Genomic DNA, 26,159 nt, shown 5'->3' on the forward strand with positions numbered 1-26,159 from the left:
CTCCGCCCCAGACCCCGGTCCTCAAACGCCGGACGGCTGAAATCTCCGGGCCCTCGTCGCGAGCGCCGGACGGCTGGAGAGACCCTGTGCATCGCGCGCCGGGGGTGTCAGTGCCAGGTTCGGCGGTCTCTGGCTGTGGTGTAGAGGGCTTCCACCTCCGGGGGCTTGAGGGTGGTGGGGGTGTTGGTCAGGAAGGTTGACGTTGTCGCGGGGGTGAGGATGCGGACGTCGCGGAGGGTGGGGGTGACCTCCAGGCGGGTCGCGTCGACCACTGCCAGGACCGGGGTCACCGGGGTGGAGAGGGCGCGGGTCACGTAGGCCGCCGCGCGGCGGGCCTCGCGGGGGGCCGGGGTGGGGTCGGCGCGGCCCACCGTGAGGAGGAGGTCGCCGATCGCCGCGCGCTGGCGGCGGCCCGGGACCGTGCGGATGCAGAAGACGCCGGGCGGTCCGATGAGCAGGTGGTCCGCGATGCCGTGGATCGAGTGCAGGACCTGCCAGTCCTCCGTCTCCGCCAGGGCGTCCAGCACCTCGCCCATCCGCTGCCTCACCGTGAGCTCCTGGCGGAGCCGGTGCCGGGCGCGGGTGCCCGCGGTGCCGTACGTGAGGGCTCCGATCAGGGCCTCCCCCGGGCGGTTCGGGGCCAGGTCCTCATCGGGCGGGAGGGACAGGCGGAGCAGGTCCTCGGCCGTGGGGACGGGTGGCGGGCCGATGGCCACGGTTCCGGTGAGGTAGGGGCGCAACGCCGTCAGGATCTCCTCGCGGCGCTCGTCCGCCAGCACGCTGATCCGGTTGGCCCGCCGGTCGTACCAGGCCACGGCCCTGCCGTCGGGCAGGTTCACGTACAGCCGACCGCGGCCCGGCCGGCCGCTCGGCAGTACCTTCAGTCCCCTCGAAGCCATCGTCCTCACCCCCGCCGTCCATGGGAGCAGCCCGGGCGCCCCGCGGCAATCCCCCGGTGGGGTCGGGCCCGCAGTGCGTGCCGCGGGGCCGGTGGCGTGTGTAACGACTCCGCCGGGTCGCTGAGGCATGTCTGTTACAGAAGCAACGGGTTACCGCAACGGCCGGTGCATACGTTTATCCCACCTGGACAGCCCAGGGCCTGACCTGCACCGAAGGACCTCCCGTGAACACCGTGAGCCGCAGCCGCCGCACTCTCGTACGCGCCGCCGCCGTGGCTGTGGGTGCCGGCACCCTGCTGGCGTTCCCCGCGGCGGCCGCGCTCGCCGACGGGGTGCCGTCGGCTTCCTCCGCGCAGGGCGTGACCGCCCCGCGGACCCTGGTCAAGACCGTGTCGCTCGCCGACGGCGTCTCCACGGCGCACGTGTACCGCGTGGCCCAGGGCGCCTACCAGGCCGAGATCCTCAACCCCGACGGCTCCACCGCCGCCACCCTGACCAGCCGTGACGGCAGCACCGGCTTCGGCGACGCCGGGGAGATGCACCTCGCGCTGCGGTCAGACGGCCGGCTCAGTTCCTGGGCCGGCCCCGGCAGCGGGAGCGGTACGGAGGACTCCGGCGCCGGAAGCCCTGCCGGGCACAAGACCGCGAGCCGCGACGGCCGGGCCGTCCCCGTCTCCGCGTCTCCGCGCTCGGGTACGGGGACCGTCGAGGCGCTGGGCCTGAACACACTGGCCGACGGCCCGGGCGACGGCATGCTGCTGCTCGCCGCGGGCGGCGGCATTGCGGCGATCGGCGCCGCCGGGCTGGGCTTCGCCATGCTGCGCCGCGGGCGTACGGACGCGTAGGCGGCCGACGCTTCCTCGCCTCGCCGCCGCCTCGGTCCTCGGGCCCGAGCTCACGGGCAGAAACGATGCGGCTCTGCCTACTGTGGACGGGCACACGCTCATGGGAGAGGAGGCTCGACGGGTGATCGGATCCGGACCCGTTCCCTCCCCCGGTCCCGGACACCGGGGCCGGCGCCGGCGTGTCCGGGTCGGTCTGCTGGCCGCCCTGCTGCTGCCGCTGGCGAGCGCCTGCGGTGACACCGGCGGGCTGGCCGCTGCCGGGGCGACCCCGACCGCGAGCGGGCCCGTACATCTGTGGCCGGGGCGCGCGGGGGCCGTCGTACCGCCCGCCGATCCGGGGGGCGCGCCGCCCGAGTACGTACCGGGGATCGCGCCCGTCCAGGACCAGAACGTGCACGCGATCGACCCGGCGACCCTGGTGCAGGCCGAGCTGCGGGCCCACCCGAACGTGCAGACCGGCCCCGACGGGATGCCGCCCGAGACCGTCGCCGCGATCAAGGAGTGCGGGGCGGACGGGGCCGATCCGAGGAAGTGTCCGGTGCTGACGCCGTACTACCGGGACCTCACCGGCAATGGCAAGGACGAGCTGATCGTCGGCATCGAATACCCGGATCAGCAGATGTCCGTACGCGTGTACACGGCGGACGCGGAGGGCCGGCTCAACCGGATCATGGCCACCACCGACACGGTCATCAGCGTCGAGCTCGCCGGACGGGACGTGATCCTGCGCGTGCCCAGCGGCAACGCCGGCTACGAGGTGAACACCACCTGGTCCTGGGACGAGACGCAGCGCTCGATGCTGCCGACCTGGGAGCAGATCGTCCGGGTGCCCGGCAGCACCGGCCCGCGCAGGGCCCCGAGCCCGTCCCCGTCCCCGAGCCCCGGCTCCACGGGAGCGTCGCCGTGAGGCTCCGGCTGCCCTCGTGGACGGCGACGCTGACCTGGAAGTCGGCGTGCTTCATCGTGCTGATGTGCTGCTCGCTCGCGGCGGTGCTGGGTGTGCTCGTGCACGTGGAGGTGACCCGGCAGACCGTCGCGACGGCCCGCGAGAAGGCGCTGGGCAAGCTGACCGACGCCTCGCGCGCCTACGAGGCCGGCGAGGTGCTGCCGCCGGGGTCCGGGCTGGATCCGGCCGGGCTGCCGGACCGGCTGCGCGCGCTGGCCCTCTCCGGACAGCGCGGGACGCTCGTGGCGCAGGACGGGGGCCGTCAGCTGATGTGGGCGGCGGCCCCGGCGGACGGGAAGGCGCTGGCCACGGCCGTCGACTACGGGCAGAGCGCACGCACGATCACCGGGCTGGACAACGCGATCATCGGCTCGTCGGTACTGGCCATCGGCGGGACGCTGCTGTTCGGCGCCTTCGCCGTGACGCGGGTGACGCGGCGGCTGCACCAGACGGCGACGGCGGCCCGCAGGATCACCCAGGGCGACCTGGACGCACGGGTCGGGGACCCGCGCACGAAGGACCCCTCGCGGCACCAGGACGAGGTGGCGACGGTGGCGGCGGCCCTGGACACGATGGCGGGCAGCCTGCAGACGAAGCTCCAGCGGGAGCAGCGGTTCACGGCGGACGTCGCGCACGAGCTGCGGACCCCGCTGACCGGTCTGCAGGCGGCATCGGAGCTGCTGCCCGAGGGGAGGGCGACGGAGCTGGTGCAGGAGCGGGTGCGCACGATGCGGCAGCTGACGGAGGACCTGCTGGAGATCTCCCGGCTCGACTCGGGCAGCGAGGTGGTGGAGACGGACCTGCACCAGCTCGGGCGTCTCGCGCGGCGGGTGGTGCGGGCCTCGGGGACCGATACGGAGGTCGTGGTGGTCCGGGACGCGCACGTGGAGACCGACCGGCGGCGGCTGGAGCGGGTGCTGGGGAACCTGGTCGCCAATGCCCACAAGCACGGGCGGGCGCCGGTGGTGGTGACGGTGGACGGACCGGTGGTGACGGTACGGGACCACGGCGACGGCTATCCCGAGTACCTCGTGTCCCACGGGCCCCAGCGGTTCCGCACCGGGGGCGGGAGCAAGGGGCACGGGCTGGGGCTGACGATCGCGGTGGGACAGGCGGAGGTCATCGGGGCCGGGCTGGTGTTCCGGCAGGCGGAGCCCACCGAGGACGGGGCGGGCGGGGCGGAGGCCGTACTGACCCTGGTCGAGGCCCGGCTGCCGTGATCTGAGCCCCGGCTGCCGTGACGTGCCGCCCGGCTGCCGTGACCCGACGCCCGGCTGCCGCGGGGCGACGCCCCGCCGTCACTCCCCCGGTGCGGCCGGGCCGGGCGGGGTCGGCTTGGTCCAGGGCCAGCGGAGCTTCGGCTTCTGGCCGTCCGGGGCGTAGACGTACTTCCACCCCTTCTGCAGCCCGAGGCGCTTGGAGTACCCCGCCGGGACCCGCTCGTAGAGCAGCACCGTGGGGGCGCCGCCGTCCGGGGCCGGGACCGGGATCTCGTACCACTTGGACGGGTGGCCGGTCGGGCCGAGGAGGATCGGGAGGGACCGACCGTCCATCGGGCCGCCCTCGAAGGGGGTGGGTTGGCTTCTCACCCCTCCAGTCTCACAGCTTCTCGGCCATCACAGCTGTTCAGGGTCACAGCTGTTCAGGGGTCACAGCGGTTCAGGGGTCACAGCAGGTGGGCCGCTTCGGAGACCACGGGGATCACCCGGCGGGCCAGTACCCCCACCGGACCGTCCGCCGATTCGAGCGCGAGGGCGGCGCGGGCCGCCGCGGCCGTCTCCGGGTCGGTGGCGGACGTGGCCGCGAGGAGGGCGATGAACTGGTCCACCAGCCAGTCCCGGAGCGAGTCGATCTCCGGCTGCTTGCCCTCGTCGATCCAGATCAGCGAGGCGGCCTCGACCGCCGTGATCCAGGTGCGCACCATCATGCGCAGGCGCGGGCCGGGGGCCGGCACGCCGAGGTGGAAGAGGATCGCCTCGGCGGCCGCCCGGCGGATGCCGTCGACGGTGGCGGTGGTGCGGGAGGTTTCGACCACGCTGCCGCCCTGGAGGAGGGCGGAGAAACCGGCGTCGTGTTCGTCGACGAAGGCGAGGTACCGGTCCAGGGCCCGGGAGAGCCGCTGGGTCAGGGGGCCGGCCTGGGGTTCGGCGAAGCAGAGCCGCAGGACGTCGGCGGCCGAGCGCAGGGCGGCCTCGTAGAGCTGCTGCTTCCCGCCGGGGAAGTAGCGGTAGACGAGGGGGCGCGAGACACCGGCGGCCTCGGCCACGTCGTCCAGCGAGACCTCCTCCGGCGCCCGGTGTGCGAACAACGTCAGGGCCGCGTCGAGGAGCTGGGCCCGGCGCTCCTCGACGCTCATCCTGCGGTACGCCCGTACGGCTGTCATGTCCGCAGGGTAGCCGCACCCCGTGGCCCTGGGGTCCGTCGTCAAACTCCCGCCTGCCACACGACGGGAGTTTGACGACAGACCCCGGGGTGAGGGGTGTTCAGGCGAGGAGCCCCGAGCTCTTCCAGAGCTTGCGGCCGACCCCGCATATCACGCCTATGTCGTCCAGGAAGTCGGTGAGCCGCTTGGCTCCGGTCTGCATGACCTCCCGGCGGTGGCCGCTCGCCTTGACCTGGGCGAGCGCCTCGCGCCGGTCGAGGCCGATGTTGTCGTAGACCTGGGGGTTCACGAAGGCCTGCGAGAAGACGCGGGCGGCCTGGCCGCAGCTCACGCGGGTGAGTTCCTGCTCCCAGCGCGGGGCGGTGAGCATCTGGCGGCGCAGTTCCTCGCGGGCGTAGCGGACGTGGCGCGCCTCTTCGATGACGTGGATGCGGGTGACTCCGCGGACGAGGGGCTGGATGCGCTCGTCCGGGAAGGTCAGGCGCTGCATCCAGTCGAGGACCTCCTCGCCGAGGAGGGTGCAGGCGAAGGAGCCGGGGGTGGTGGAGACGGTCTTCAGGACGCGGGCCAGGTTGTGGTTGGCGCGGGAGACCGGGTACTCGGGGGCGCCACCCGTCTTGATCATGCGGGCGAACATCATCGAGTGGCGGCACTCGTCGGCGATCTCGGTGAGGGCGTACCTGACGTGGTTGCTGGTCAGGGACTTGTCGTAGATGTGCCGGACCAGCAGCTGCATGAGGATGATCTCGAACCAGATGCCGAGCGAGCCGAGCGCCGCCGCCTCGTGGCGGGAGAGTTCGATGCGCTGCTCCTCGCCCATCTTCTTCCAGAGCGGGGTGTCGAAGAGGGAGAGCAGCTCCGGCGGCCAGTAGTACTTGCCGTCGATGGGCGGGGCGTCCCAGTCGAGTTCCTTGTCCGGGTCGAAGGAGTGCTTGGCCGAGGATTCGAGCAGTCGCTCGGCGATCTGCTCGCGGTCCTTGAGCAGGCCGAGGGCGTCGCGCAGCTCGGCTCGTTCGGTCACGGTGGTCATGGCTTCGGACACCTCTGCGTCGAGTTACCGGCGGTCACTCCTTATGAGACTGCCTGTCAGCAAGGCCGTCAATCCCTCGCGCACGACTTGTTGACCGCGCGTCTACCAACGTGTGACGCTGCCAACTGTCCGGTCCCGTACGGAAGTACGCGGCTACGTGAGGCGAGGGGGCGTCAGTGTCGACGCACGAGCTCTACACCAACGATCCGGGCGAGACCGTGTGGCCGGTCCCCGCATCCGGCAATGCCCGTTTCAGCTGGGAGTACGACGGCGGCCGCGAACGGCTGCTGGCCCTGTACCAGAAGGGCAAGGACAAGCAGTGGGACGGTGCCAAGCGCATCGACTGGGACATCGAGGTGGATCCGTACGATCCCCTGGGCACCCCGGACGAGGCGCTTCCGCTGCACGGCACCCGGCATTGGGCCAAACTCACGGAACGGGACCGGGGCGAGCTGCGCCGGCACTACAGCGCATGGAACTTCAGCCAGTTCCTGCACGGTGAACAGGGCGCGATGGTGTGCGCGGCACGCATCGTCGAGTCGGTGCCGGACCTCGACGCGAAGTTCTACTCCGCCACGCAGACCATGGACGAGGCCCGGCACGCGGAGATCTTCGGACGGTTCCTGCACGAGAAGATCGGGATGCTCTACCCGATCAACGACAGCCTGCAGGGACTGCTCGGCGACACCCTGCGCGACTCCCGCTGGGACATGCCGTACCTGGGCATGCAGGTGCTCATCGAGGGGTTGGCGCTGGCCGCCTTCGGGATGATCCGCGACACCACGAACAAGCCGCTGCCCAAGCAGATCCTGGCCTACGTGATGCAGGACGAGGCGCGGCACGTGGCCTTCGGGCGGATGGCCCTGCGCGACTACTACAAGCAGTTGTCGGACGCCGAGCTGCGCGAGCGCGAGGAGTTCGTGATCGAGGGCTGCTACCTGATGCGGGACCGGCTGCGCGGGGTGGAGGTGCTGGAGAACTTCGGCATCTCGCGCGCCGAGGCGGAGGAGTTCAGCGAGCGGTCGGAGTTCCTGGCGCTCTTCCGCAAGCTGCTCTTCAGCCGGATCGTGCCGTGCGTGAAGGACATCGGGCTGTGGGGCGAGCGGCTGCAGAAGGCGTACCTGGACATGGGCGTCTTCGAGATGGGGAGCTCCAACCTGGACCTGCTGATGAGCCAGGACGAGGAGATCGCCGAGGCCCTCGACCGGGAGAGGTTCGCGGCCGAGGAGGAACAGCGGGTGGCGGAGGTGGCGGAGGCCATCACGGAGGGCGCGGGCGGGTAGGGCCGCGCGGGCAGAGCCGTGGGGCCGAGCCGTGGGGCAGACCCGTGGGGGCGGGCTCGTCGAACGGCCGGCTCCCCGCGGCCGGTTCAGTGGGCGGACAGTGCCGCCTCCATCACCGCCCGGGCGATCGGCGCGGCCGCGCCGTTGCCGCTGATGTCCCCGCGGACGGCCGACGCGTCCTCGACGACCACCGCGACCGCCACGGCCGGCGGCCGGCCGCCCTCCGGCTTGGCCCAGGAGATGAACCAGGCGTACGGGGTACCCGCGTTGCCGACGCCGTGTTGGGCCGTGCCGGTCTTGCCGCCGACCACGGCGCCGGGGATCGCCGCGTTGCGGCCGGTGCCGTTCTCCACCACCTTCACCATGAGCTCCTGCATCCGCATCGCGGTCGGCGGGGTCATGGCCCGGCCGAGACTGCGCTGGTCGGCGCGCCGGACCGGGTCCCCGTCGTCCTGTGTCGTGCGGTCCACCAGGTAGGGGGCCTTGAGCTCCCCGCCGTTGGCGACGGCCGCCGCGACCATCGCCATCTGCAGTGGGGTGGCCTTGGTGTTGAACTGGCCGATCGCGGACAGGGCCAGCTGGTCGGGGCTCATGTCGGTGTCGAAGTTCGACCGCGACACCCAGGCCGGCACCCGCAGCCCCGCGTCGTTGAAGCCGAACCGCCGCGCCGCCTCCGTCATCCCGCGCAGCCCGACCTGTACGCCGATCTTCGCCATCACCGTGTTGCACGACCACTGCACCGCGTCCGCCATCGAGGCGTCGGCGCAGCCCGTGCCGGCGTTCGGCAGCAGGGTGCTGGTGCCCGGCAGCGGGTACGGGTCCGGGGTCTCGGTCGGCGCGTCCACGTCGGTGACCACGCCCGCGTCGAGGGCCGCGGCCGCCGTCACGATCTTGAACGTGGAGCCGGGCGGGTACGTCTCGCGCAGCGCGCGGTTGAGCATCGGCTTGGCGGGGTCCGCGTTGAGCTTCTCCCAGGCCTCCTTGACCTTCGGCCCGGTGCCGGAGAGCACCGCCGGGTCGTAGGAAGGGCTGCTGACCAGCGCGAGGATCTTGCCCGTGGCCGGCTCCACGGCGGCGACCGCGCCCCGCTTGCCCGCGAGCCCGGTGTACGCGGCCAGCTGCATGTTCGCCCGGATCGTGGTGGCGGCGTCGCCGCCGCCGGGGCGGCCGCGCGAGAGCTCGTACCAGAGCGGGAAGGCCGAGAGCCCGGGGTCGGTGCCGGAGAGGACAGGGTCCTCGGCGCGTTCCAGGAAGCTGGTCCCGTAGGTCTGGGAGGCGAAGCCGGTGACGGGCGCGTAGAGCGGTCCGTTCTTGTACGTGCGCTCGTAGCGCAGCAGTTGGCGGCTGTCCCGGGAGCCGGTGACGGGACGGCCGTCGACGGTGATGTCCCCGCGCGGTTCCGCGTACCGCTCGATGGCGGGGCGTTTGTTCGCCGGGTTGGCGCCGTAGCCCGCGGCCTCCCAGACCTGTACGCGACCGACGTTGACCAGCAGGGCGACGAGCAGCAGGGCGCAGAAGTACGCGCACCAGCGGATGTATCGGATCACGCGTCGGCCTCCTCGGCCGGTCCGGGCCTGCGGGCGCTGTCGCTGAGCCGGATGAGGAGGGCGACGATGATCCAGTTGGTGACCACGGAGGAGCCGCCCTGGGCGAGGAAGGGCATCGCCATGCCGGTCAGCGGGATCAGCCCGGTGACTCCGCCGGCGATGACGAACACCTGGAGCGCGACGATCGAGGCGAGTCCGGTGGCGAGGAGCCGCCCGAAGGGGTCGCGCAGCGCCAGCCCGGCGCGGAAACCGCGGGCGACGAGGAGCCCGTAGAGGAGCAGGATCGCGGTGAGGCCGACGAGGCCGAGCTCCTCCCCGGCGGTGGCGAGGATGAAGTCGGACTTGGCGGCGAACCCGATGAGGAAGGACTGGCCGTGGCCGAGCCCGGCGCCGAGCAGTCCACCGGCCCCGAAGGCGAAGAGCGACTGGGCGAGCTGGCCGGGGCCGTCGCCGCGCTCGATGGAGGCGAAAGGATTCAGCCAGTCGTCCACGCGGCTGTTCACGTGCGGCTCGAACGTCCCGACCGCGTACGCGCCCACGGCCGCGAGCAGCAGCCCGATCGCGATCCAGCCGATCCGGCCGGTGGCCGTGAACAGCATGATCACGAAGAGGCCGAAGAAGAGCAGCGAGGTCCCGAGGTCGCGCTCCAGGACGAGCACGCCGACGGAGAGCAGCCAGATGGCCAGGATCGGGCCGAGGACCCGGCCGGGCAGCAGCCTCAGCTTCCAAAGGAGGGTGCGCCCGGTGAGGGCCAGGGCGGTGCGGTTCGCCGCGAGGTAGGAGGCGAAGAAGACGGCGAGCAGGATCTTGGCGAACTCCCCCGGCTGGAAGGAGAGCCCGGCGAACCGGATCCAGATGTGCGCGCCGTTCACGGCCGGGAAGAAGACGGGCACCAGCATCAGCGCGAGTGCGACGGCGACGGACAGGTACGCGTACTTCTGGAGCACCCGGTGGTCGCGCAGCAGCGCGACGACGAGCACGAAGAGCACCACCCCGAGGGCCGACCAGCGCAGTTGCTCATCGGCGGTGGCGCGACCGGGGGTGGTGACGTCGAGGCGCTGGATGAGGACGAGTCCGAGGCCGTTGAGCAGGACGGCGATCGGGAGCAGCAGCGGATCGGCGTACGGGGCGTACAGGCGGACGGCGATGTGGGCGACGAGCGCGGCGACGGCGAGGCCGGCGGCGTAGTGGGCGGCGGGTGCGGGGATGTGGCCGGTGGTGGCGAGCCCCACGTAGAGGTGGCCGAGGACGGCGATCAGGACGGCGCCGAAGAGCAGCGACAGCTCGACTCCGCGACGCTTGGGCGCACGGGCGTCGGGGGGCGGTGGCGGGGCGGGTTCCGTCACCTTCGCCGTCAGAGCGGTCATACGGGGAAACGTAGCAAGGAGCCGGGCCGTATGTCCGCTTATGTCATAGTGTGCCGAAGAGTCGTCAGAACCGGTCGGAAGCGAAGTAGCGGATCAGGAGTCTCCTTCCATGGGACCTGCGGAGTTCATCGTCCTGGCCTTTCCGGAAGAACAGCTGCGGGTCGCGGCGGTCGAGGCGGTGATGGGGCTGCGCAAGGCCGGGGTCGTGCGGCTCATCGACGGGCTGGTGGCCACCAAGACCGCGGGCGGCGAGGTGCTGTCGGCGGAGTTCGACGAGTTCGTCGAACTCAGGGGCCTGCTCGCCCACCGGGAGGCGGCCCCGCTGATCGGCCCCGAGGACGTCAGGGAATCGGCTGAACTGATGGACCGCGGCAGCTGCGCCCTCCTCCTGGTCGTCGAACACGTATGGGCCGAGGATGCCGCCATCGCCGTCCGCGCGGCGGGCGGCCGGATCGCAGGAGCCGTCCGCCTCCCGGCCGACCGGCTGGGGGTGGCCTGATGTTCGTCCGCCCCATCGGCTCCGTCGTGAACCCCTCCCAGCGCCCCTCGGGCCACCCCCTGCTGCGCGGAATCCTGGCGCGCGGGGCCTACGTCTGGGACGCGGCCCAGCACCCGGCGGCCACGGCCCCGCAGCCGCCGGAGGCCCCGGCCGCACCCCCCGGCGCGAACCCGCCCCCGCAGTCCGGCCAGGCCCCCTCGCCCCCGGCGGCCCCCTCCGCCCGCCGGGAGCCCGTGGCCGCCCGCACCGCTCCCCCGCCCGGCCCGCCGGGACCGGCCTCCCCCGGGGCCGACCTGACGGACCGCCTGACCCAGCTCGCCGCCCTGGCCCGCGAAGGCCTGCTCACCCCGGAGGAGTTCTCCGCGGCCAAGGCCCGCCTGCTTGCCGGCTGACCCCGGGCGGGGCTCCCCGTCGGCCCGCCCCGAGGACATTCGTCGCCTACTCCTGGGGCGGGTTCAGCGGCCCCTCGAGGTGGAAGTCCGGTATGCACGACGGCAGCTTGGAGGTCTCCATCGTGCCGAAGCCCATGCCACCGTTCATGCCGCCGGTCGGCTTGACCGGCCTGACGAGCACCAGCGTGTGCCCCGGCTTCACCGTCTCGGAGTTGATCCTCAGCAGTGGTTCGTCGGCCTTGGCGTCGAGGACGTCCTCGTACGGATCCCAGGCCTGACGCTCCTTGTTCCAGACGGGTCCGTCGAACCCGCCACCGGGCGCGTCGCATTCCGCCAGCGGCTTGCGCTGGATCACCACCACCGGGACACCCAGGCCCCGGAGCTCCCGCTCCAGGCCCGGGAGCCCCTCCGAGTTGAAGAGCTTGACGGTGATGGTCCCGTCATCGCTCCTGGTCAGTGCGTACGCGGCGGACGTACCCCCCTGGTCCCCCATGACCGGCAGGGCTATCAGGCCGACGGCCGCCGTGGCCGCCAGCCCGACGGCGAGCGGTATGCGCAGGCGCCGGGCAGGCGAGCGGGCGCCGAGGTCCACCCCTCCCTCGGATTCCACCCGGTCGGCGGCTATCGCCACGAGCTCCGCCTTCAGGCGCTCCTCGAACGCAGTGGGCCTGGTTCTCATCGTGCTACCTCCAACTGCTGCGCCGGGGCGGGGACGTGGGGATCCGCCGGGGTGCGCAGCGCGCGCCGGGCGCGGTGCAGGCGGACCCGGATGGTGGCCTGGGTGACGCCGAGGGCCTGGGCTGCCTCGGCCGGGGTGAGGCCGTCGACCACGACCAGGTCGAGCGCGGCCCGCAGCGGCTCCGACAGGGCGGCATGCCGCTCGGCCAGGTCGCGGAAGGCCCGCTGTGCGTCTATCCGCTCCTCCAGGGCCGCCACGTCCTGGTCGTCGAGCAGCCTGCGGCCGCTGAGCCGCTGCAGTGCCCCGCGCTCGCGGGCGCCCGCACGGGCGTGGCTCGCCAGGACGTTGCGCGCGATGCCGTAGAGCCAGGCGATCGGCACTCCCCTGTCGGGCCGATAGCCGGCCGCGTCCTTCAGCGCGGCGAGGAAGATGTCGGCCGTGAGGTCCGCCGCCAGGTGCGGGTCGGTGACCCGCCGGGTGACGAACCCGAGCACGGCGTCGATGTGCTCCTCGTAGAACGCGCCGAACCCCTCCGGCGTCCGGAGATCCGGTGGCCCGGCCCCGGCCCACCCGGAGTCCTTCCCCCTGCTCCCCGCCCGCGCGCCGCCCGCCCCCGCGCCGTCCTCGTGTGTGCTGTTCACCCCGGCCCCTCCCCTGGTCAGCGGGGCCCCGTCGGCCCCTCACCCCGTACTTGGCGAAAGCCGCATCAAGCGTTTCATCGGGTCCGGCCGGCGGGCGTACGCCGACCGGGTGAGCGGAGCGGCACGGCCGCCCCGGGTGGGCGATTTGTCATACTGCGCATGGCAGCATCGGCCGCCAGGAGGTGACCCCATGTCACGACGACGCAGACGTCGGCTGCTTCGCGCCGCGTGCCTCGCCGCAGCCCTCGTCACGGCCGGCCCGCTCCCCGTCACCCACGCCGAGCCCGCGGCCCCCGCGGCCCCCGCCGCCCCGGGGGCACCCGCAGCACCGGACACCCCAACGGCCCCCGCCGCCCCCACCGAACCCGTCGGTGTCCTCCTCACCCGACTCCAGGGCCTCTACCAGCGCGCCGAGCAGGCCACCGAGGCCTACAACGCCGCCGAGACCGCCCTCACCGCCCGGCAGCGCGAAGAGAGCCGGCTCAGCACCGAGCTCGGCAAGGCCCGTACCGCCGTCACCGACGCCCAGACCACCACGGGCCGGCTGGCGCGCGAGCAGTACAAGGGGGGCCGCGGGTTCTCCCCGTACGCCCGGATGCTGTTCGCCGGCGACCCCCAAGGGGCCCTGGACCAGCGCCGGGTCGCGGAGCGCGAGGGTGCCCGGCGGGCCGCCGCGCTGGAGCGGCTCACCCGGGGCGAGAAGCACGCCGACACCCTCGCCACCGCCGCCCGCAAGGCCCTGGATTCCGAGCAGAAGCTGACCGCGGAGACCAAGCAGCGCAAGGAGGAGGCCGCCACGCAGCTCAAGGAGGTCGAGCGGATGCTGGCCTCGCTCAGCCCCGACCAGCTCACCGAGCTCGACGCGCGGGAAGCCGAGGACACCGCCACCGCGCAGCGGGAGCTGATCGGTTCGGGGAAGCTGGGCAGCGGCGGCGCGCAGCTGCGCAACCCCACCGCGGCCGGCGGCACGGCCCTCACGTACGCGGCCGCCCAGATCGGGAAGCCGTACGTCTGGGGCGCCGAGGGTCCGGCCTCCTTCGACTGCTCCGGGCTGACCTCGCAGGCCTGGGCGCACGCGGGCCGCGAGATCCCCCGGACCAGTCAGGAGCAGTGGGCCCGGCTGCCCCGGGTGCCGCTCGACGAACTGCGCCCGGGCGACCTGGTGGTGTACTTCCCGACCGCCACCCACGTGGCCCTGTACGTCGGCGACGGCAAGGTCATCCAGGCGCCCCGCCCGGGCGCGAAGGTGAAGGTCTCGCCGATCGCCGCGAATCCGCTGCTCGGCGCGGTACGGCCGGACCCCGACGGGGCGCCGCTGCGCGCCTTCACCCCGCCGCCGCTGCCCGAGACAGGCGGGGCCGCGGCGGACGGGGACGATACGGGCTACTCCGGCGAGACCGAGCCCGCGACGTCCGCCAGGTAGCCGGCCGCGTCCTCGGGGTCGTAGAAGTACGCGTCGAAGTCGGCCGGGTTGTCGAAGCCGTTGGCGAATCGATCCGCCACCGGCTGGAGCTGCCCGGCCGCGCCGATCAGGTTCAGCACGTGCTCCGGCGGGACGCCGAGCATGGCGTTCGTCCACTGGGTCGCGGGCTTGCCACTGGTGAACCAGTACTTGTCGAAGGTCGCCTTCATCCACGCCTCGTCGAACGGGTTGTCCCCGTGCATGAGGATCGACGAGAGGTACGAGGCCGCGCACTTGGCGGCGGAGTTGGAACCCTGCCCGGTGATCGGGTCGTTGGCGACGACCACGTCCGCCACGCCCAGCACCAGCCCGCCGCCGGGCAGCCGGCCGATGGGGTTGCGGACCACGGGGGCGTACCGCCCGGCGAGCGTGGCGCCCGCGTCCGTCAGCTCCACCTTCGTCGCCCGCGCGTACTCCCAGGGCGTGAACTTCTCCATCAGCTCCAGCGTGAGCGCGAGGTGGTCCGCAGGGTCCTTCACCCCGCCGAAGGCGTCCACCGGTCCGCCCGGGATCCCCTCCCAGAACAGGATGTCCGCCCGCCCCGAGGTGGTCAGCGTCGGGATCACGAACAGCTCGCCGACGCCCGGGACCAGGTTGCAGCGCACGGCATCCGTCTCCGGGTGCTCGGGGCGCGGAGCCAGCCCGTGCACGTACGACACGGCGAGCGCGCGCTGCGGGGCGTCGTACGGAGAGCGGGCCGCGTCCCGGCCGAACAGCGAGACCAGCTCCCCCTTGCCGGCCGCGACCAGCACCAGGTCGTACGTACGGGAGAAGAAGTCCAGGTCGGAGACGGACGCGCCGTGGATGACCAGCTGCCCGCCGCGCTGCACGAAGGTGTCGAGCCAGCCGGCCATCTTCACGCGCTGGTCGACGGACTGGGCGAAGCCCTTCAGCTTGCCGAGCCAGTCGACGGCGCGGCTGCCGTCGGGGGCGGAGACCGAGACGCCCAGGCCCTCGATCTTCGGCGCCTGCTGCTCCCAGAAGTTCAGCCCGAGGTCCCGCTCGTACTGGAGCGCCGTGTCGAACATGCACTGGGTGGACATGACCCGCCCGGTGCGGATCTCGTCCGCCGTCCGGTTGGACATGAGGGTGACCTCGTACCCCTTCGCCTGGAGTCCGAGGGCGAGCTGGAGACCGGACTGGCCGGCGCCGACGACGAGTATCTTGCGCATGTGCACGTTCTCTATTCGGGTGTCGTGTCGAGGGCGTGGCCCACGAGGGTCATCAGGGATTCCAGTACCGTCACGCGGCGCCGCGCGTCCATGATCACGACGGGTACGTGCGCCGGTATGGTCAGCGCCTCCCGCACGTCCTCCGGTTCGTACGAAGGCGTGCCCTCGAAGTGGTTGACGGCCACGGCGTACGGCAGCCCGCAGCTCTCGAAGTAGTCGAGCGCGGGGAAGCAGTCGCGCAGCCGCCGCGTGTCCGCGAGGACGATCCCGCCGACGGCGCCGCGCACCAGGTCGTCCCACATGAACCAGAAGCGTTCCTGGCCGGGGGTCCCGTACACGTACAGGACGAGGTCGTCGTCGAGCGTGACGCGTCCGAAGTCCATGGCGACGGTGGTGGTGTGCTTGTCCGGGGTCCCGGACAGGTCGTCGGTCGGAGCGGCGGCCTCGGTCATCACCGCTTCGGTGCGCAGCGGCCGGATCTCGGAGACGGAACCGACGAACGTGGTCTTGCCCACCCCGAAACCGCCCGCCACCAGCACTTTCACGGCGACGGGCGCGCGCGAGCGGTCGTACTGCCAGGGCTGTACGGGCTCGTCCGGAGCGGCGTCCGGGTTCGCGGAGAAGAGGCCGGTTTCAGAGACGGCGGAGCCCACTGAGCACCCTTTCGAGCAGAGCGCGGTCGGGACGGCCGCTGCCGTGGCCGGTCCCGTAGACACGGATCCTGCCCTGGTCGGCGAGGTCGCTGACCAGGACGCGGACCACGCCGAGCGGCAGCTTCAGCAGTGCGGCGATCTCGGCGATCGTCCGCATGCGGCGGCAGACTTCGACGATCGCCGGCATCTCCGGCATCCGGTCGGGCTTGCGCGGCTCGGACACCTTGGTGTCGAGGGCCGCGACGAAGGTCTCGACGTGCAGGACCTGGGTGAAACGGGTGCGGCCGCCCGTCAGGGAGTACGGGCGTACACGGGCGGGACGGCGATCGGCGCCGCGTATCGGCAGCCGGTCGGAGGCCGGACTCCTCACGGGGTGTTCTCCATCGACTGGCGCAGCTCACTGCGGACTTCGGGGGTCAGGACGTGGCCGGCGCGGCCCACGAACAAGGCCATGTGGTACGCGACGACGCTCATGTCGCAGTCCGGCGTGGCGTGCACGCCGAGGAGCGATCCGTCGCTGATGGACATGACGAACACGGAGCCGTGCTCCATGGCCACCATCGTCTGCTTGACCGAGCCGCCGTCCATCAGGGCGGCGGCGCCCGTGGTGAGCGAGCCGAGGCCGGAGACGATGGTCGCGAGATCGGCGGACGCGCCGCGGGGGCCGCTGGGGCGGGCCGGTGCCGAGGATGCGGCCGGTGTGTCGGGGGCCGCCGGATCGGAGGACAGCAGGAGGAGCCCGTCCGAGGACACGACGGCCACCGAGTTGACCCCGGGCACCTCCTCGACGAGGTCGGTCAGCAGCCACTGAAGGTTGCGGGCCTGGGAGCTCAGTCCGTACGTACTGGACGCGTTCATGTGCGTGCCTCCTGTGCGGTGTCCCCCCGGTCGGTCTGCCCCTCGTCCTGCGGCGGGCCCTGCGGCGCGTCCTGACTGGGGGCGTGCGCGAGCTCGGCCTCCACGACGCGTCGCCCGTCCTGGGCTCCCCGGTAGAACCCGCCGAGACGGCGGCGCAGCTCGTCGGCGTCCACCCGGCCCGGCGCCGGGCGCGCCTCGTCCTCGCGTCCGGCGCTCACCACGCGGGGGCTCCGCTTGGGGAGCCCCTTGTCGGTGAGGACTTCCTCCGGCTCGGTCCCGTACGGGGCGGGCTCGGGCGCCTCGGCGGCGGCCTGGGCCGGGAACGGCTGCTCGGCGCGCGCCTCGGCCTGCGGCGGTACGCGGAACACCTGCTCGGCGGGCACCTCGACCGGTGCCGGGACCCGGAACACCTGCTCCGTGGGCGGCAGCTGCCCGGCCGGAGGCGCGAACCCCTCCGGAGCGGGCTCCGGAGCCACCCGCGCGGGCGGCTCCGCGGCGGAGGCCCGCGCGGTCTCGTGAGCGGGCTCCGGCTCGGGGAAGGACGCGGGGGCGGCCTCGGCCTCGGGGAAGAACTCCGGGGCGGCCTCGGCCTCGGGGAAGGACGCGGGGGCCGGGTCCACAGCCGGTGCCGGTGCCGCAGCCGCGACTTCGGGCGCAGCCAGGGTCTCGGGCGCAGCCGGTGCTTCGGGCGCAACCGGCGCCGCCGCGGCCTCGGGCGGGTGGGCGGCAAGGCCCCGTACGCGTGAGGGGAGGGTGTTCTCGTTGGCCTCCGCGATCACCCCGGGCAGGTGCAGCGCGGGTGCGCCCGGTGCGCCCAGGGTGTGGACCGGCGAGGCCGGCGGGGTGGCGGGCAGCAGCGCCGCCGGTACGACGACCAGCGCCTCCGTGCCGCCGTGCCGCTGCGTGCGCAGCTCCGCGCTCACCCCGTGCCGGGCCGCGAGCCGTCCGGCCACGTACAGGCCGAGGCCCAGGCCGTGTTCCGACTCGGGCTCCTCGTCGTACGCGTCGGGCGTGGCCAGCCGCTCGTTCAGGGTCGCCAGCCGGTCCCCGGTGATCCCGATGCCCTCGTCGACGACGGAGAGCACCACGTCGCCGGAGTCCAGCAGCCAGCCGGACACCTTGACCTTGGCGTCGGGCGGCGAGAAGGTCGTCGCGTTCTCCAGCAGCTCCGCCAGTACGTGCGAGATGTCGTCGGCGGCGTGCCCGGCGACCTGCGCGTACGAGGGCAGCACCCCGAGGTCGACGCGCTCGTAGCGCTCGATCTCGCTGACCGCCGCCCGCATGACGTCGACCAGCGGCACCGCCGCGCCCTGCCCGTGGCCGTGTTCCTGGCCGGCGAGGACGAGCAGGTTCTCGTTGTGGCGGCGCATCACGGTCGCCAGGTGGTCGAGCTTGAAGAGGGTGGAGAGGCGGTCCGGATCCGGCTCCTCGGACTCCAGCTCCTCGATGACGGCGAGTTGGCGCTCGACGAGGCCCAGGGTCCGCAGGGACAGCGACACGGACGTGGTCGACATGATGCGGCGGTGCTCTTCCAGCCCCGCCCGCAGCTGCGCGAGCTCTTCCTCCAGCGCCTCCCGGCCGGCCGAGAGCGCCTCGTTGCGACCGATGAGGCGGCGCCGGTCGGCGTCGAGTCCGGCGATCCGGGTGTGCAGGGAGACCGTCTGGTCGCGTACCGCGTTGAGGTGGCGCACCACCTCGGCGAACTCGTCGTTGCGGCCCGTGAACCGGACCGGTTCCACCGAGCCCTCCGGCGTGGCCAGCCGCGCCGCACCGCGCCTCAGGACCGACAGCGGCCGGGTGAGGGAGCGCGCGATGGCGGTGGAGATGCCGAGGGTGACGAGGAACAGGACGCCGAGGAAGGCGACCATGACCTCCAGCGCGGTCACGTCGTCGTCGCGCAGCGCGGCGAGCGCGGTGGCGCGCTGGCCGGCGAGGGTGGCCTCGACCGAGCGCATCCGGTCGACGCGGGCGGTGAGGGCCGGTCCGACGGTGCCGGGATCGAGCTTGCGGTCGGCGGGCGAAAGCGCCGGCCGGTCGGTGAGTCGCTTGAGGTAGTCGTCGGCCGTCTTGACCTCGGGTCCGGTGACGGTGGCGGTGAGGCTCTGGCGCACGTCGGGACGCGCGGCCCGCGCGAAGTCGTCGAGCGCGCCCTGTTCCCGTACGCGTGCCCGCTGGGCGGCGGCGGTGAGTTCGTCCACGAAGGCGGTGCCCGGCTGCCGGTCGCCGCCCGGCACGGACAGCGCGGCGAGGAGCAGCCCGCGGGTGGCGGAGGCCTGCTCCACGGCCTGGCCGAGGGCGGCCAGCGGGCGCGCGGTGACGAGGGCGTCGGCGGCGCGCGGCGGGGTCAGCTCGGCGAGCCGGCCGCTCGGTGCGAGGAGTTCGGCGATGACGCCGGAGTAGGCCTGGTGGGCGGCGAGGGCGCTGTCCTTGCCCTCGATGGCCTCGGTGCGGACGGCGCCTACCCGGCCGAGGGCCTGCGCGAGTTCCTCGTCCGCGTCGGCCTGGACCTCGGCGAGCTGGCGGTCGGTGCCCGCGGTGCGTTCCTGGACCGCGGCGGCCTGCGTGCCCCGGGCGCCGCCGGGGCGGCCCTTGGCCACGTACGCGGTGACGGCGTCGCGCTCGTCACCGAGCAGGTGGGCGAGGGTGAGGGTCTGCCGGCTCTGGTCGGCGAGGGTGACCAGCTGCTGGGAGTCCTTCAGGTCCGCGGAGGCGGACAGGACGGCGGGCGCTCCCGCCACGAGCACGGCGAGCCCGGCCACGGCGACCCCGATGACCAGCCTGCGGCGCACGCGGACGCGGCGCCCTGCGGGAGCGGTCGCGGCGACCGGGCCGTCGGGGGCTCGTCGGTCGGGTGCGGTGCCGTCGGGTGCGGTGCCGTTCGCGACGGTGCCGTTCTTCCGAGGCCGCTTCTTCTGCACCGGTGCTCGCAATCCTGTTTACGTGTGCTGCTCGTGCTCGTTGTCTGTTGCCGGGTATGTGCTGCTCGGTACGTGCCGCTTGCGCGCGCCTACCGCCGTACCGCCTCAGACCTTCGCAGCGAGTTGGGAAGAGGGCCGCACATCGCCCGCCCGGCCACACGAAGGAGTGAACAGCACGGAGGAGTTGGCGACCAACTCGGCGATCGGCTGTCAGAGCCCCGCCGTGGACGGGTGGTTGAAAGATCGATGCGGCTTTTGGCAGGATGCCCGCCCACATCACCGCGGGTCACCCCGTGGACCCCGGGAGTCCCTTCCCTCCCCACCCGCCCCACTTTGGTCCGGACCTTCCTCGACTCTCCCCGCCCTTACGGAGCCCCGCGCGGGCAGAATGTCCCCATGCGCATCGATCTCTCCTCCGCCCCCGGCAACCCGGAACGCCCCAATGAGGACTGGCTGTCGGCCGCGATCCCCGCCTCGGGCGGGGGAGTTCTGGTGGCCCTCGACGGGGTCACCCCGCCTCCGGGCGAGGTCGGATGCGTGCACGGAGTGCCGTGGTTCGCGGCCAGGCTGGGCGGCCGATTGACCGAACTGTCCGGATCGCGCCGGGACATGCCCCTCGACCACGTCCTGGCGGAAGCCATCCGCGTCACCGCGGACGCCCACCGCGACACCTGTGACCTTTCTCACGTCCGGACGCCGCAGGCGACGGTGGTCATGGTCCGCTGGGACGCGTCCTGCGTCGAACACCTGGTGCTCTCGGATTCCGTACTCCTCCTCCAGGCGCCGGGAGGGGAGGTGCGCGCGGTCCTCGACGACCGGCTGGACCGGATCCCGCGCGAGCTGCTGCGCACGGAGGCCTCCGCCGACACGCTGCGCAACGCGGAGGGCGGTTTCTTCACCGCCGCCGCGGACCCGGAGGTGGCGTCCCGGGCGGTGACCGGGCGGACGCCGCGCGCGGAGGTACGGGCGGTGGCGGCGCTCACGGACGGGGCCAGCCGGTGGACGGACACGTTCGGGGAGGGCGACTGGGCCGCGTGCCTGGCGGTGCTGCGCAAGGAGGGCGCGCAGTCGCTGATCGACCGGGTGCGCACGCTGGAATCGGACCCGGGCCGGGCGCACCGCCGCGACAAGCGCCACGACGACGCGTCGGCGGCTTACGTGGAGCTGTAGGGCGCGGAGGCTCGGCAGCGCGGAGGCACGGAGGCGCGGAGGCTTAGAGGCGTGGGCAGCACGGGCAGCAGCGGCGACCACGGCGCCGCGCCCGGTACCCGGTGCTGCTACTCCCCGCCCGCGTTCAACTGGTTCAGGAGCCGCGCCAGTTCCGCCACTTCTCCGCGGTCCCAGTCCGCGAGCTTGCGCATGTACTGCTCGCGCCGGGCGCCCCGGACCCGCAGGAAGCGCTCCCGGCCCTCCTCCGTGAGCCCGACCAGGAAGGCCCGCCCGTCCGCCGGGTCCGGCTCGCGGGCCAGCAGGCCCAGCACCTCCAGGGCCCGCAGCTGCCGGCTCATGGTGGCCTTGCCGACCCCGAAGTACGCGGCGAGCTCGGTCGCCCGCTGCCGCCCGGCGGCTTCCAGTCGTACGAGGAGCCCGTACGCGGCCGGTTCCAGCTCGGGGTGCAGCTCGCGCGCCATCTCCCCGGAGGAGGCGCGGGCCCGCCGGAGGAAGACGGACAGCTCCCGCTCCAGGGCAAGGAACTCCTGGTCTTCGGTCCCGTGCACGGCCCGCTCCTTCGCTGGTGTGGTGGGCCACCAGTATTTCGCAGCAGGTACGCCGAGGGCCCGGGGCCCCGCCGGAACGGAGATCCCCGGGCCCCCGGCCCGCCCGGATGGCCAGCAGCCGGGTGGCCGGTGGCTGGATGGCCGGTGGCCTGCTGCCGGTCACCGGCTGCCCGGAGATCGGCTGCCCGGATCACGCCACCGCGGCCACCGCGACCTCGTCCGCGGCCAGGGCCAGCTCCAGGACCTGCCGTACGTCCGTCACCGGGTGCACCGACAGACCTGCCAGCACCTCGGCGGGCACGTCGTCCAGGTCGGCCTCGTTCCGCTTCGGGATGATGACGGTGGTCAGCCCGGCCCGGTGCGCGGCCAGCAGCTTCTGCTTGACCCCGCCGATCGGCAGCACCCGGCCGGTCAGCGAGACCTCGCCGGTCATGGCCACGTCCGTGCGGACCTGCCGGCCCGACAGCAGCGAGGCCAGCGCCGTCGTCATCGTGATGCCCGCGCTCGGACCGTCCTTGGGCACCGCGCCCGCCGGGAAGTGGATGTGCACGCCCCTGTCCTTCAGGTCGGCGACCGGGAGTTCCAGCTCGGCGCCGTGGGAGCGCAGGAAGCTGAGCGCGATCTGCGCCGACTCCTTCATCACGTCTCCGAGCTGGCCCGTCAGCGTGAGCCCGGCCGCGCCCGTCTCGGGATCGGCCAGCGAGGCCTCGACGAACAGGACGTCGCCGCCCGCCCCGGTCACGGCGAGGCCGGTGGCCACGCCCGGTACCGCGGTGCGCCGCTCGGCCGGGTCCTGCGCCGACTCCGGTACGTGGTGCGGCCGCCCGATGAATGCCCGCAGGTCGTCGGCGCCGATCCGCAGCGGCAGCTCCCGCTCCCCCAGCTCGTGCTGGGAGGCCACCTTGCGCAGCAGCCGGGCGAGGGAACGCTCCAGGGTGCGCACGCCCGCCTCGCGGGTGTACTCCCCCGCCAGCCTGCGCAGGGCGTCCTCCTCCAGGACCACTTCCTCCGCGGCCAGGCCGGCGCGCTCCAGCTGCCGGGGCAGCAGGTGGTCGCGAGCGATGACGACCTTCTCGTCCTCGGTGTAGCCGTCGAGGCGTACCAGTTCCATGCGGTCGGCGAGGGCCTCGGGGATGGACTCCAGTACGTTCGCGGTGGCGAGGAACACCACGTCGCTCAGGTCCAGTTCCACCTCCAGGTAGTGGTCCCGGAAGGTGTGGTTCTGGGCGGGGTCGAGGACTTCGAGCAGAGCCGCCGCCGGGTCTCCCCGGAAGTCGGAGCCGACCTTGTCGATCTCGTCGAGCAGGACGACCGGGTTCATGGACCCGGCTTCCTTGATCGCCCGTACGATCCGGCCGGGCAGCGCGCCCACGTACGTACGCCGGTGCCCGCGGATCTCGGCCTCGTCGCGGACGCCGCCGAGGGCCACGCGGACGAACTTGCGCCCCATGGCGTGGGCCACGGACTCCCCTAGGGAGGTCTTCCCGACGCCGGGAGGGCCTACGAGCGCCAGTACGGCCCCGCCCCTGCGCCCGCCGACCACGCCCATCCCGCGCTCGGAGCGGCGCTTGCGCACCGCCAGGTACTCGGTGATGCGGTCCTTCACGTCGCTCAGTCCGGCGTGCTCGGCGTCCAGGACGGCGCGGGCTCCCCGGATGTCGTACTCGTCCTCGGTCCGCTCGTTCCAGGGCAGTTCGAGCACGGTGTCCAGCCAGGTGCGGATCCAGGACCCCTCCGGGGACTGGTCACTGGAGCGCTCCAGCTTGTCGACTTCCTTGAGGGCGGCCTCCCGCACCTTCTCGGGCAGGTCGGCGGCCTCGACGCGGGCCCGGTAGTCGTCGGACTCCTCCCCTTCCTTCTCCCCGCTGAGCTCGCGCAGTTCCTTGCGCACGGCGTCGAGCTGGCGCTTGAGCAGGAACTCGCGCTGGACCTTGTCGACGCCGTCCTGGACGTCCTTGGCGATGGACTCGGCGACGTCCTGCTCGGCGAGGTGGTCGCTGAGGGCCTTGACCGCGAGCCGCAGCCGGGCGACCGGGTCGGCCGTCTCCAGCAGCTCCACCTTCTGCTCGACGCTCAGGAACGGGGAGTACCCGGAGTTGTCCGCGAGGGCCCCGACCCCCTCGATCTGCTGCACCCGGTCCACGACCTGCCAGGCCCCGCGCTTCTTGAGCCAGCTCGTGGCGAGTGCCTTGTACTCCTTGACGAGCTCGGCGACGGCCCCGGGCAGCGGATCGGGGACGGTCTCGTCCACCGTCTCGCCCTCGACCCAGAGCGCAGCCCCGGGCCCGGTCGTCCCGGCCCCGATGCGGACCCGGCCGCGCCCCCGGATCAGCGCCCCGGGATCCCCGTCGGACAGTCGCCCCACCTGCTCCACGGTGCCGAGCACCCCGGTGCCCGTGTACGTCCCGTCGACCCGCGGCACGAGCAGCACCTTGGGCTTGCCACCCGCGGCAGCCGCCTGAGCGGCCTCGACGGCACCCCGCACCTCGGCGTCGGACAGGTCCAGCGGAACGACCATCCCGGGCAGCACGACCTCGTCGTCGAGCGGCAGCACGGGCAGGGTGAGCGTTACGGACGTCGAAGCCATGATGTTCCCTCCGGCAGTGAAGTTGAGCTATGCCGACTCAATGCACGTGCGCGCCCCAATGTTCCCCAACGCCCGTTCGCCCGGGGCGAACATCGAGGACCGGCAGGTCGTGGAAGCCCCGTGCGCCGGATCGGTGCTCAGGCCGCCGAGATGTGGATGTCTCCCGAGGAGGTCGTCACCGCGAGGCGGGCGGCGGCGGAAGGGGTCGCGGGGAGGGTGACGTCGCGTTCGCCGGAGTCGGTGGAGACGTCGAGCGTGTACGGGGCCGCGGGGACCTTCACCTTCGCCTCGCCCGAGCTGGTCCGCACGGCGACCGAGGCCGGGGCCGTCGTGAAGGCGAGGCGGACGTCGCCCGAGTCGGAACGGGCGTCCGCGCCCGTCCCGGACAGTTCCCCGGCGGTGACCGAACCCGTGGACGTACGGACCTTCAGCGGGCCGGCGATCCGGTCCGCCCGGACCGGGCCGGAGGCGGTACCGACCTCCAGCGCGCCGGCGATCCGGTCCACCCGCACCCCGCCCGAGGACGTCACGACGTCGGCGGCGGCCACCCCCGACACCGTGACGCGGCCGCTGCTGCTCTTGGCCCGGACCGTGGCGGAAGCCGGTACCTCCAGCCGGTAGTCGACGGAGCAGCGGCCGGAGCAGTCGCCCGCGGTGAGGGTCAGCACGCCGCCGGCGAGCCGTTGGGCGGGCTCGGGCACGGTGTCGCCGTGGTAGCGGATGGTGCGGCGGACGAGGACGCCCGGGCCGGATCCGGCGACCACCTCGATGGATCCGCTTCCGGAGTCCGACACCTCGACCGCGGTGACGGCCTCGGCCACCGTGGCGTCCGCGTTCGCCGTCTTCTCCGGTCCGCCGCGGGAGACGAGCGAGCCGAAGGAGCAACCCGTGAGCAGCAGCCCGGCGGCGAGCGCCGTGGCGGTGACGGTGACAGTGGCCTTGGCGCCGCGCGGGCGCGTCTTCGTGGTCATGGTGTCGATCGTGCCCGCGCGGTGGCCGCGGGGGCATGGTGCACGTGCCCGGATCCGGGGTGGGGTTATCCCCCGGCCTCCGGGAACGATGGCGGGGCCCGCCGCGTCCGACGTCGGGTTTCCTTGGACCGGCGGCGGGCGGGATCCGGAAGGGACGGCCTAACTCCCCTGCACGACCGGCCGGTCCGGGGACGGCACGCCCCACTCGCTCCAAGAGCCGTCGTACACCGCGAGGTCCTCGTACCCGGCGAGGTCGGCGCCGAGGGCGAGCACGCAGGCGGTGACCCCCGATCCACAGCTGAAGTACAGCCGCTCCCGCTCCCCCGCTGCCGCGCCGAAGGCCGCGCGGAGCTCCGCGGCGGGGCGCATCAGGCCGTCGGGGCGCTGCAGTTCGCCGAAGGGGAGGCTGACCGCGCCCGGCATGTGGCCCCCGCGCAGGCCCGGGCGAGGTTCGGGGGCGGTCCCGGCGAAGCGTTCGCGGGTGCGGGCGTCGAGCACGGCGGCGGCCGGATCGGCCAGGGCCGCCGAGACGGTGGCGGCGTCCACCAGCAGCCCGGCGCGGGGCCGGGCCGTGAAGGAGCCGCGCGGGCCCTCGTAACCCGGCCGGCGCTCCTCCACCGGCCGCCCGGCGGCGACCCACGCGGGCAGCCCGCCGTCGAGGACGGCGACCCGGTCGAAGCCCATGCTGCGCAGCATCCACCAGGCGCGGGCGCTGGAGTAGATGCCTGCGCCGTCGTACACGACGGCCGTGCTGCCGTCGTCCACACCCAGGGCACGCATCGCCTCGGCGAAGGCGGCGGGGCCGGGCATGGTGTGCGGGGCGGCGGCGGTGTGGTCGGACAGCACGCCGTCGAGGTCGAAGGGACGGGCTCCCGCAATCCGCCGATCCGCGTCCCGGTGCGCCCCGACGGAGGCGTCGAAGACGACGAGTCCGGGCGCACCGAGCCGCTCCGCGAGCCAGTCCCCACCGACGAGCGGACCGGGCGGCACGAGGGAGTGGGGGCGAGCTGCGTCTGCGTCCATAAGGCACCTCCGACAGAATCCAACGGCCCCCGGCAAGATCGGCGGCCCACAGCCCATCCTCCCTCCTGCGCTCCGACTGGCTGCGAACGCACCCACCTCCGGGGCACGTTGCCACCGGCGGGGCCGGCCGAATCCAGCCTCGGCGGCGTTTGAGGCGCGGGGTCTGGGGCGGAGGGCGGGGGCCGGCCGAATCCAGCCTCGCCGGCGCTTGAGGCGCGGGGTCTGGCGCGGAGGGCGGGGGCCGGCCGAATCCAGCCTCGCCGGCGTTTGAGGCGCGGGGTCTGGG

The 26,159-nt window shown here is 73.3% G+C and carries 25 protein-coding genes; 8 read left to right on the forward strand and 17 right to left on the reverse strand.

Going from position 1 to position 26,159, the window contains the following annotated elements:
- Positions 1-107: 107 nt before the first annotated feature.
- The gene (locus tag ACFVX6_RS14700) at positions 108-899 is read right to left on the reverse strand and encodes a nuclease-related domain-containing protein (RefSeq protein ID WP_389691354.1); all 792 of its coding nucleotides are present in this window, start codon (positions 897-899) and stop codon (positions 108-110) included.
- 224 nt (positions 900-1,123) lie between these two features.
- On the opposite strand from ACFVX6_RS14700, the gene ACFVX6_RS14705 reads away from it, so the two are divergent.
- From ACFVX6_RS14705 to ACFVX6_RS14715, 3 genes are all read left to right on the forward strand, one after another.
- Positions 1,124-1,744 (forward strand): hypothetical protein, encoded by a 621-nt coding sequence (locus ACFVX6_RS14705; RefSeq protein WP_389691356.1) that lies wholly within the window; start codon positions 1,124-1,126, stop codon positions 1,742-1,744.
- Positions 1,745-1,865: 121 nt separating this feature from the next.
- On the forward strand, positions 1,866-2,651 hold the full coding sequence (locus tag ACFVX6_RS14710; protein ID WP_389691358.1) for a hypothetical protein: 786 nt from the start codon (positions 1,866-1,868) through the stop codon (positions 2,649-2,651).
- The gene (locus tag ACFVX6_RS14715; protein WP_389691360.1) at positions 2,648-3,910 is read left to right on the forward strand and encodes a histidine kinase dimerization/phospho-acceptor domain-containing protein; all 1,263 of its coding nucleotides are present in this window, start codon (positions 2,648-2,650) and stop codon (positions 3,908-3,910) included. Before ACFVX6_RS14710 ends, ACFVX6_RS14715 begins: the two co-directional genes overlap by 4 nt.
- 78 nt (positions 3,911-3,988) lie before the next feature.
- On the opposite strand, the gene ACFVX6_RS14720 is transcribed toward ACFVX6_RS14715, so the two are convergent.
- From ACFVX6_RS14720 to ACFVX6_RS14730, 3 genes are all read right to left on the reverse strand, one after another.
- Positions 3,989-4,279: a hypothetical protein gene (locus tag ACFVX6_RS14720; protein ID WP_389691362.1), complete on the reverse strand. Its 291-nt coding sequence runs from the start codon at positions 4,277-4,279 to the stop codon at positions 3,989-3,991.
- A gap of 77 nt (positions 4,280-4,356) precedes the next feature.
- On the reverse strand, positions 4,357-5,073 hold the full coding sequence (locus ACFVX6_RS14725) for a TetR/AcrR family transcriptional regulator (RefSeq protein ID WP_389691364.1): 717 nt from the start codon (positions 5,071-5,073) through the stop codon (positions 4,357-4,359).
- Between the two features lie 100 nt (positions 5,074-5,173).
- On the reverse strand, positions 5,174-6,103 hold the full coding sequence (locus ACFVX6_RS14730; RefSeq protein ID WP_389691366.1) for a diiron oxygenase: 930 nt from the start codon (positions 6,101-6,103) through the stop codon (positions 5,174-5,176).
- 176 nt (positions 6,104-6,279) lie between these two features.
- Here ACFVX6_RS14730 and ACFVX6_RS14735 point away from each other — a divergent pair, with 176 nt between their 5' ends.
- Positions 6,280-7,386 carry a ferritin-like domain-containing protein gene (locus ACFVX6_RS14735; RefSeq protein WP_389691368.1) on the forward strand — a complete coding sequence of 369 codons (1,107 nt, stop codon included), beginning with the start codon at positions 6,280-6,282 and terminating at the stop codon, positions 7,384-7,386.
- Positions 7,387-7,472: 86 nt separating this feature from the next.
- On the opposite strand, the gene ACFVX6_RS14740 is transcribed toward ACFVX6_RS14735, so the two are convergent.
- Both ACFVX6_RS14740 and ACFVX6_RS14745 read right to left on the reverse strand, forming a co-directional pair.
- Positions 7,473-8,933, reverse strand: coding sequence for a penicillin-binding transpeptidase domain-containing protein (locus ACFVX6_RS14740; protein ID WP_389691370.1), 1,461 nt, complete (start codon positions 8,931-8,933; stop codon positions 7,473-7,475).
- The gene (locus tag ACFVX6_RS14745) at positions 8,930-10,300 is read right to left on the reverse strand and encodes an FtsW/RodA/SpoVE family cell cycle protein (protein ID WP_389691372.1); all 1,371 of its coding nucleotides are present in this window, start codon (positions 10,298-10,300) and stop codon (positions 8,930-8,932) included. The genes ACFVX6_RS14740 and ACFVX6_RS14745 overlap by 4 nt, the downstream gene beginning before the upstream one ends.
- 109 nt (positions 10,301-10,409) lie before the next feature.
- Between ACFVX6_RS14745 and ACFVX6_RS14750 the strand changes: the two genes are divergently transcribed.
- Positions 10,410-10,799, forward strand: a complete 390-nt coding sequence (locus ACFVX6_RS14750; protein WP_266881121.1) for a DUF6325 family protein — start codon at positions 10,410-10,412, stop codon at positions 10,797-10,799.
- On the forward strand, positions 10,799-11,191 hold the full coding sequence (locus tag ACFVX6_RS14755; RefSeq protein WP_389691374.1) for an SHOCT domain-containing protein: 393 nt from the start codon (positions 10,799-10,801) through the stop codon (positions 11,189-11,191). Before ACFVX6_RS14750 ends, ACFVX6_RS14755 begins: the two co-directional genes overlap by 1 nt.
- Positions 11,192-11,237: 46 nt before the next feature.
- On the opposite strand, the gene ACFVX6_RS14760 is transcribed toward ACFVX6_RS14755, so the two are convergent.
- Together ACFVX6_RS14760 and ACFVX6_RS14765 are read right to left on the reverse strand one after the other, a co-directional pair.
- Positions 11,238-11,870, reverse strand: coding sequence for a hypothetical protein (locus ACFVX6_RS14760; RefSeq protein WP_389691376.1), 633 nt, complete (start codon positions 11,868-11,870; stop codon positions 11,238-11,240).
- Positions 11,867-12,511, reverse strand: coding sequence for an RNA polymerase sigma factor (locus ACFVX6_RS14765; RefSeq protein ID WP_389691378.1), 645 nt, complete (start codon positions 12,509-12,511; stop codon positions 11,867-11,869). The genes ACFVX6_RS14760 and ACFVX6_RS14765 overlap by 4 nt, the downstream gene beginning before the upstream one ends.
- A 190-nt stretch (positions 12,512-12,701) precedes the next feature.
- On the opposite strand from ACFVX6_RS14765, the gene ACFVX6_RS14770 reads away from it, so the two are divergent.
- Positions 12,702-13,934, forward strand: coding sequence for an NlpC/P60 family protein (locus ACFVX6_RS14770; protein WP_389691380.1), 1,233 nt, complete (start codon positions 12,702-12,704; stop codon positions 13,932-13,934).
- Here ACFVX6_RS14770 and ACFVX6_RS14775 read toward each other — a convergent pair.
- From ACFVX6_RS14775 to ACFVX6_RS14795, 5 genes are read right to left on the reverse strand one after another with little or no spacing between them, the layout of a single operon-like run.
- Positions 13,895-15,145 (reverse strand): styrene monooxygenase/indole monooxygenase family protein, encoded by a 1,251-nt coding sequence (locus tag ACFVX6_RS14775; RefSeq protein ID WP_389691382.1) that lies wholly within the window; start codon positions 15,143-15,145, stop codon positions 13,895-13,897. The genes ACFVX6_RS14770 and ACFVX6_RS14775 overlap by 40 nt on opposite strands.
- An 11-nt stretch (positions 15,146-15,156) precedes the next feature.
- Positions 15,157-15,798, reverse strand: coding sequence for an ATP/GTP-binding protein (locus ACFVX6_RS14780; protein WP_389691384.1), 642 nt, complete (start codon positions 15,796-15,798; stop codon positions 15,157-15,159).
- On the reverse strand, positions 15,779-16,168 hold the full coding sequence (locus ACFVX6_RS14785) for a DUF742 domain-containing protein (protein WP_382970494.1): 390 nt from the start codon (positions 16,166-16,168) through the stop codon (positions 15,779-15,781). Before ACFVX6_RS14785 ends, ACFVX6_RS14780 begins: the two co-directional genes overlap by 20 nt.
- Positions 16,165-16,656, reverse strand: coding sequence for a roadblock/LC7 domain-containing protein (locus ACFVX6_RS14790; RefSeq protein WP_389691387.1), 492 nt, complete (start codon positions 16,654-16,656; stop codon positions 16,165-16,167). The genes ACFVX6_RS14785 and ACFVX6_RS14790 overlap by 4 nt, the downstream gene beginning before the upstream one ends.
- Positions 16,653-19,574, reverse strand: coding sequence for a nitrate- and nitrite sensing domain-containing protein (locus tag ACFVX6_RS14795; RefSeq protein WP_389691389.1), 2,922 nt, complete (start codon positions 19,572-19,574; stop codon positions 16,653-16,655). Before ACFVX6_RS14795 ends, ACFVX6_RS14790 begins: the two co-directional genes overlap by 4 nt.
- 396 nt (positions 19,575-19,970) lie before the next feature.
- Here ACFVX6_RS14795 and ACFVX6_RS14800 point away from each other — a divergent pair, with 396 nt between their 5' ends.
- Positions 19,971-20,744 (forward strand): hypothetical protein, encoded by a 774-nt coding sequence (locus ACFVX6_RS14800; protein WP_389691391.1) that lies wholly within the window; start codon positions 19,971-19,973, stop codon positions 20,742-20,744.
- 107 nt (positions 20,745-20,851) lie between these two features.
- On the opposite strand, the gene ACFVX6_RS14805 is transcribed toward ACFVX6_RS14800, so the two are convergent.
- From ACFVX6_RS14805 to ACFVX6_RS14820, 4 genes are all read right to left on the reverse strand, one after another.
- Positions 20,852-21,292 carry a MarR family winged helix-turn-helix transcriptional regulator gene (locus ACFVX6_RS14805; protein ID WP_243336175.1) on the reverse strand — a complete coding sequence of 147 codons (441 nt, stop codon included), beginning with the start codon at positions 21,290-21,292 and terminating at the stop codon, positions 20,852-20,854.
- Positions 21,293-21,482: 190 nt separating this feature from the next.
- Positions 21,483-23,879: an endopeptidase La gene (gene lon / locus ACFVX6_RS14810; protein ID WP_389691394.1), complete on the reverse strand. Its 2,397-nt coding sequence runs from the start codon at positions 23,877-23,879 to the stop codon at positions 21,483-21,485.
- A 137-nt stretch (positions 23,880-24,016) separates the two neighbouring features.
- A complete protein-coding gene (locus tag ACFVX6_RS14815) occupies positions 24,017-24,850 on the reverse strand; it encodes a DUF4097 domain-containing protein (protein WP_389691396.1) in 834 nt (277 codons plus the stop codon).
- Positions 24,851-25,009: 159 nt separating this feature from the next.
- Entirely contained in the window at positions 25,010-25,873 is an 864-nt protein-coding gene (locus tag ACFVX6_RS14820) for a sulfurtransferase (RefSeq protein WP_389691398.1), read from the reverse strand.
- Positions 25,874-26,159: the final 286 nt, after the last annotated feature.

Source organism: Streptomyces sp. NPDC058289, from assembly GCF_042880975.1.
In the GTDB taxonomy this organism is placed as follows: domain Bacteria; phylum Actinomycetota; class Actinomycetes; order Streptomycetales; family Streptomycetaceae; genus Streptomyces; species Streptomyces stoeckheimensis.

Bases quoted from the DNA above. Each gene is read 5' to 3' on its own strand.
- ACFVX6_RS14700 (WP_389691354.1), bottom strand. From the start codon at position 899: ATGGCTTCGAGGGGACTGAAGGTACTGCCGAGCGGCCGGCCGGGCCGC.
- ACFVX6_RS14725 (WP_389691364.1), bottom strand. From the start codon at position 5,073: ATGACAGCCGTACGGGCGTACCGCAGGATGAGCGTCGAGGAGCGCCGG.
- ACFVX6_RS14730 (WP_389691366.1), bottom strand. From the start codon at position 6,103: ATGACCACCGTGACCGAACGAGCCGAGCTGCGCGACGCCCTCGGCCTG.
- ACFVX6_RS14745 (WP_389691372.1), bottom strand. From the start codon at position 10,300: ATGACCGCTCTGACGGCGAAGGTGACGGAACCCGCCCCGCCACCGCCC.
- ACFVX6_RS14750 (WP_266881121.1), top strand. From the start codon at position 10,410: ATGGGACCTGCGGAGTTCATCGTCCTGGCCTTTCCGGAAGAACAGCTG.
- ACFVX6_RS14755 (WP_389691374.1), top strand. From the start codon at position 10,799: ATGTTCGTCCGCCCCATCGGCTCCGTCGTGAACCCCTCCCAGCGCCCC.
- ACFVX6_RS14760 (WP_389691376.1), bottom strand. From the start codon at position 11,870: ATGAGAACCAGGCCCACTGCGTTCGAGGAGCGCCTGAAGGCGGAGCTC.
- ACFVX6_RS14770 (WP_389691380.1), top strand. From the start codon at position 12,702: ATGTCACGACGACGCAGACGTCGGCTGCTTCGCGCCGCGTGCCTCGCC.
- ACFVX6_RS14775 (WP_389691382.1), bottom strand. From the start codon at position 15,145: ATGCGCAAGATACTCGTCGTCGGCGCCGGCCAGTCCGGTCTCCAGCTC.
- ACFVX6_RS14790 (WP_389691387.1), bottom strand. From the start codon at position 16,656: ATGAACGCGTCCAGTACGTACGGACTGAGCTCCCAGGCCCGCAACCTT.
- ACFVX6_RS14800 (WP_389691391.1), top strand. From the start codon at position 19,971: ATGCGCATCGATCTCTCCTCCGCCCCCGGCAACCCGGAACGCCCCAAT.
- lon (WP_389691394.1), bottom strand. From the start codon at position 23,879: ATGGCTTCGACGTCCGTAACGCTCACCCTGCCCGTGCTGCCGCTCGAC.
- ACFVX6_RS14815 (WP_389691396.1), bottom strand. From the start codon at position 24,850: ATGACCACGAAGACGCGCCCGCGCGGCGCCAAGGCCACTGTCACCGTC.
- ACFVX6_RS14820 (WP_389691398.1), bottom strand. From the start codon at position 25,873: ATGGACGCAGACGCAGCTCGCCCCCACTCCCTCGTGCCGCCCGGTCCG.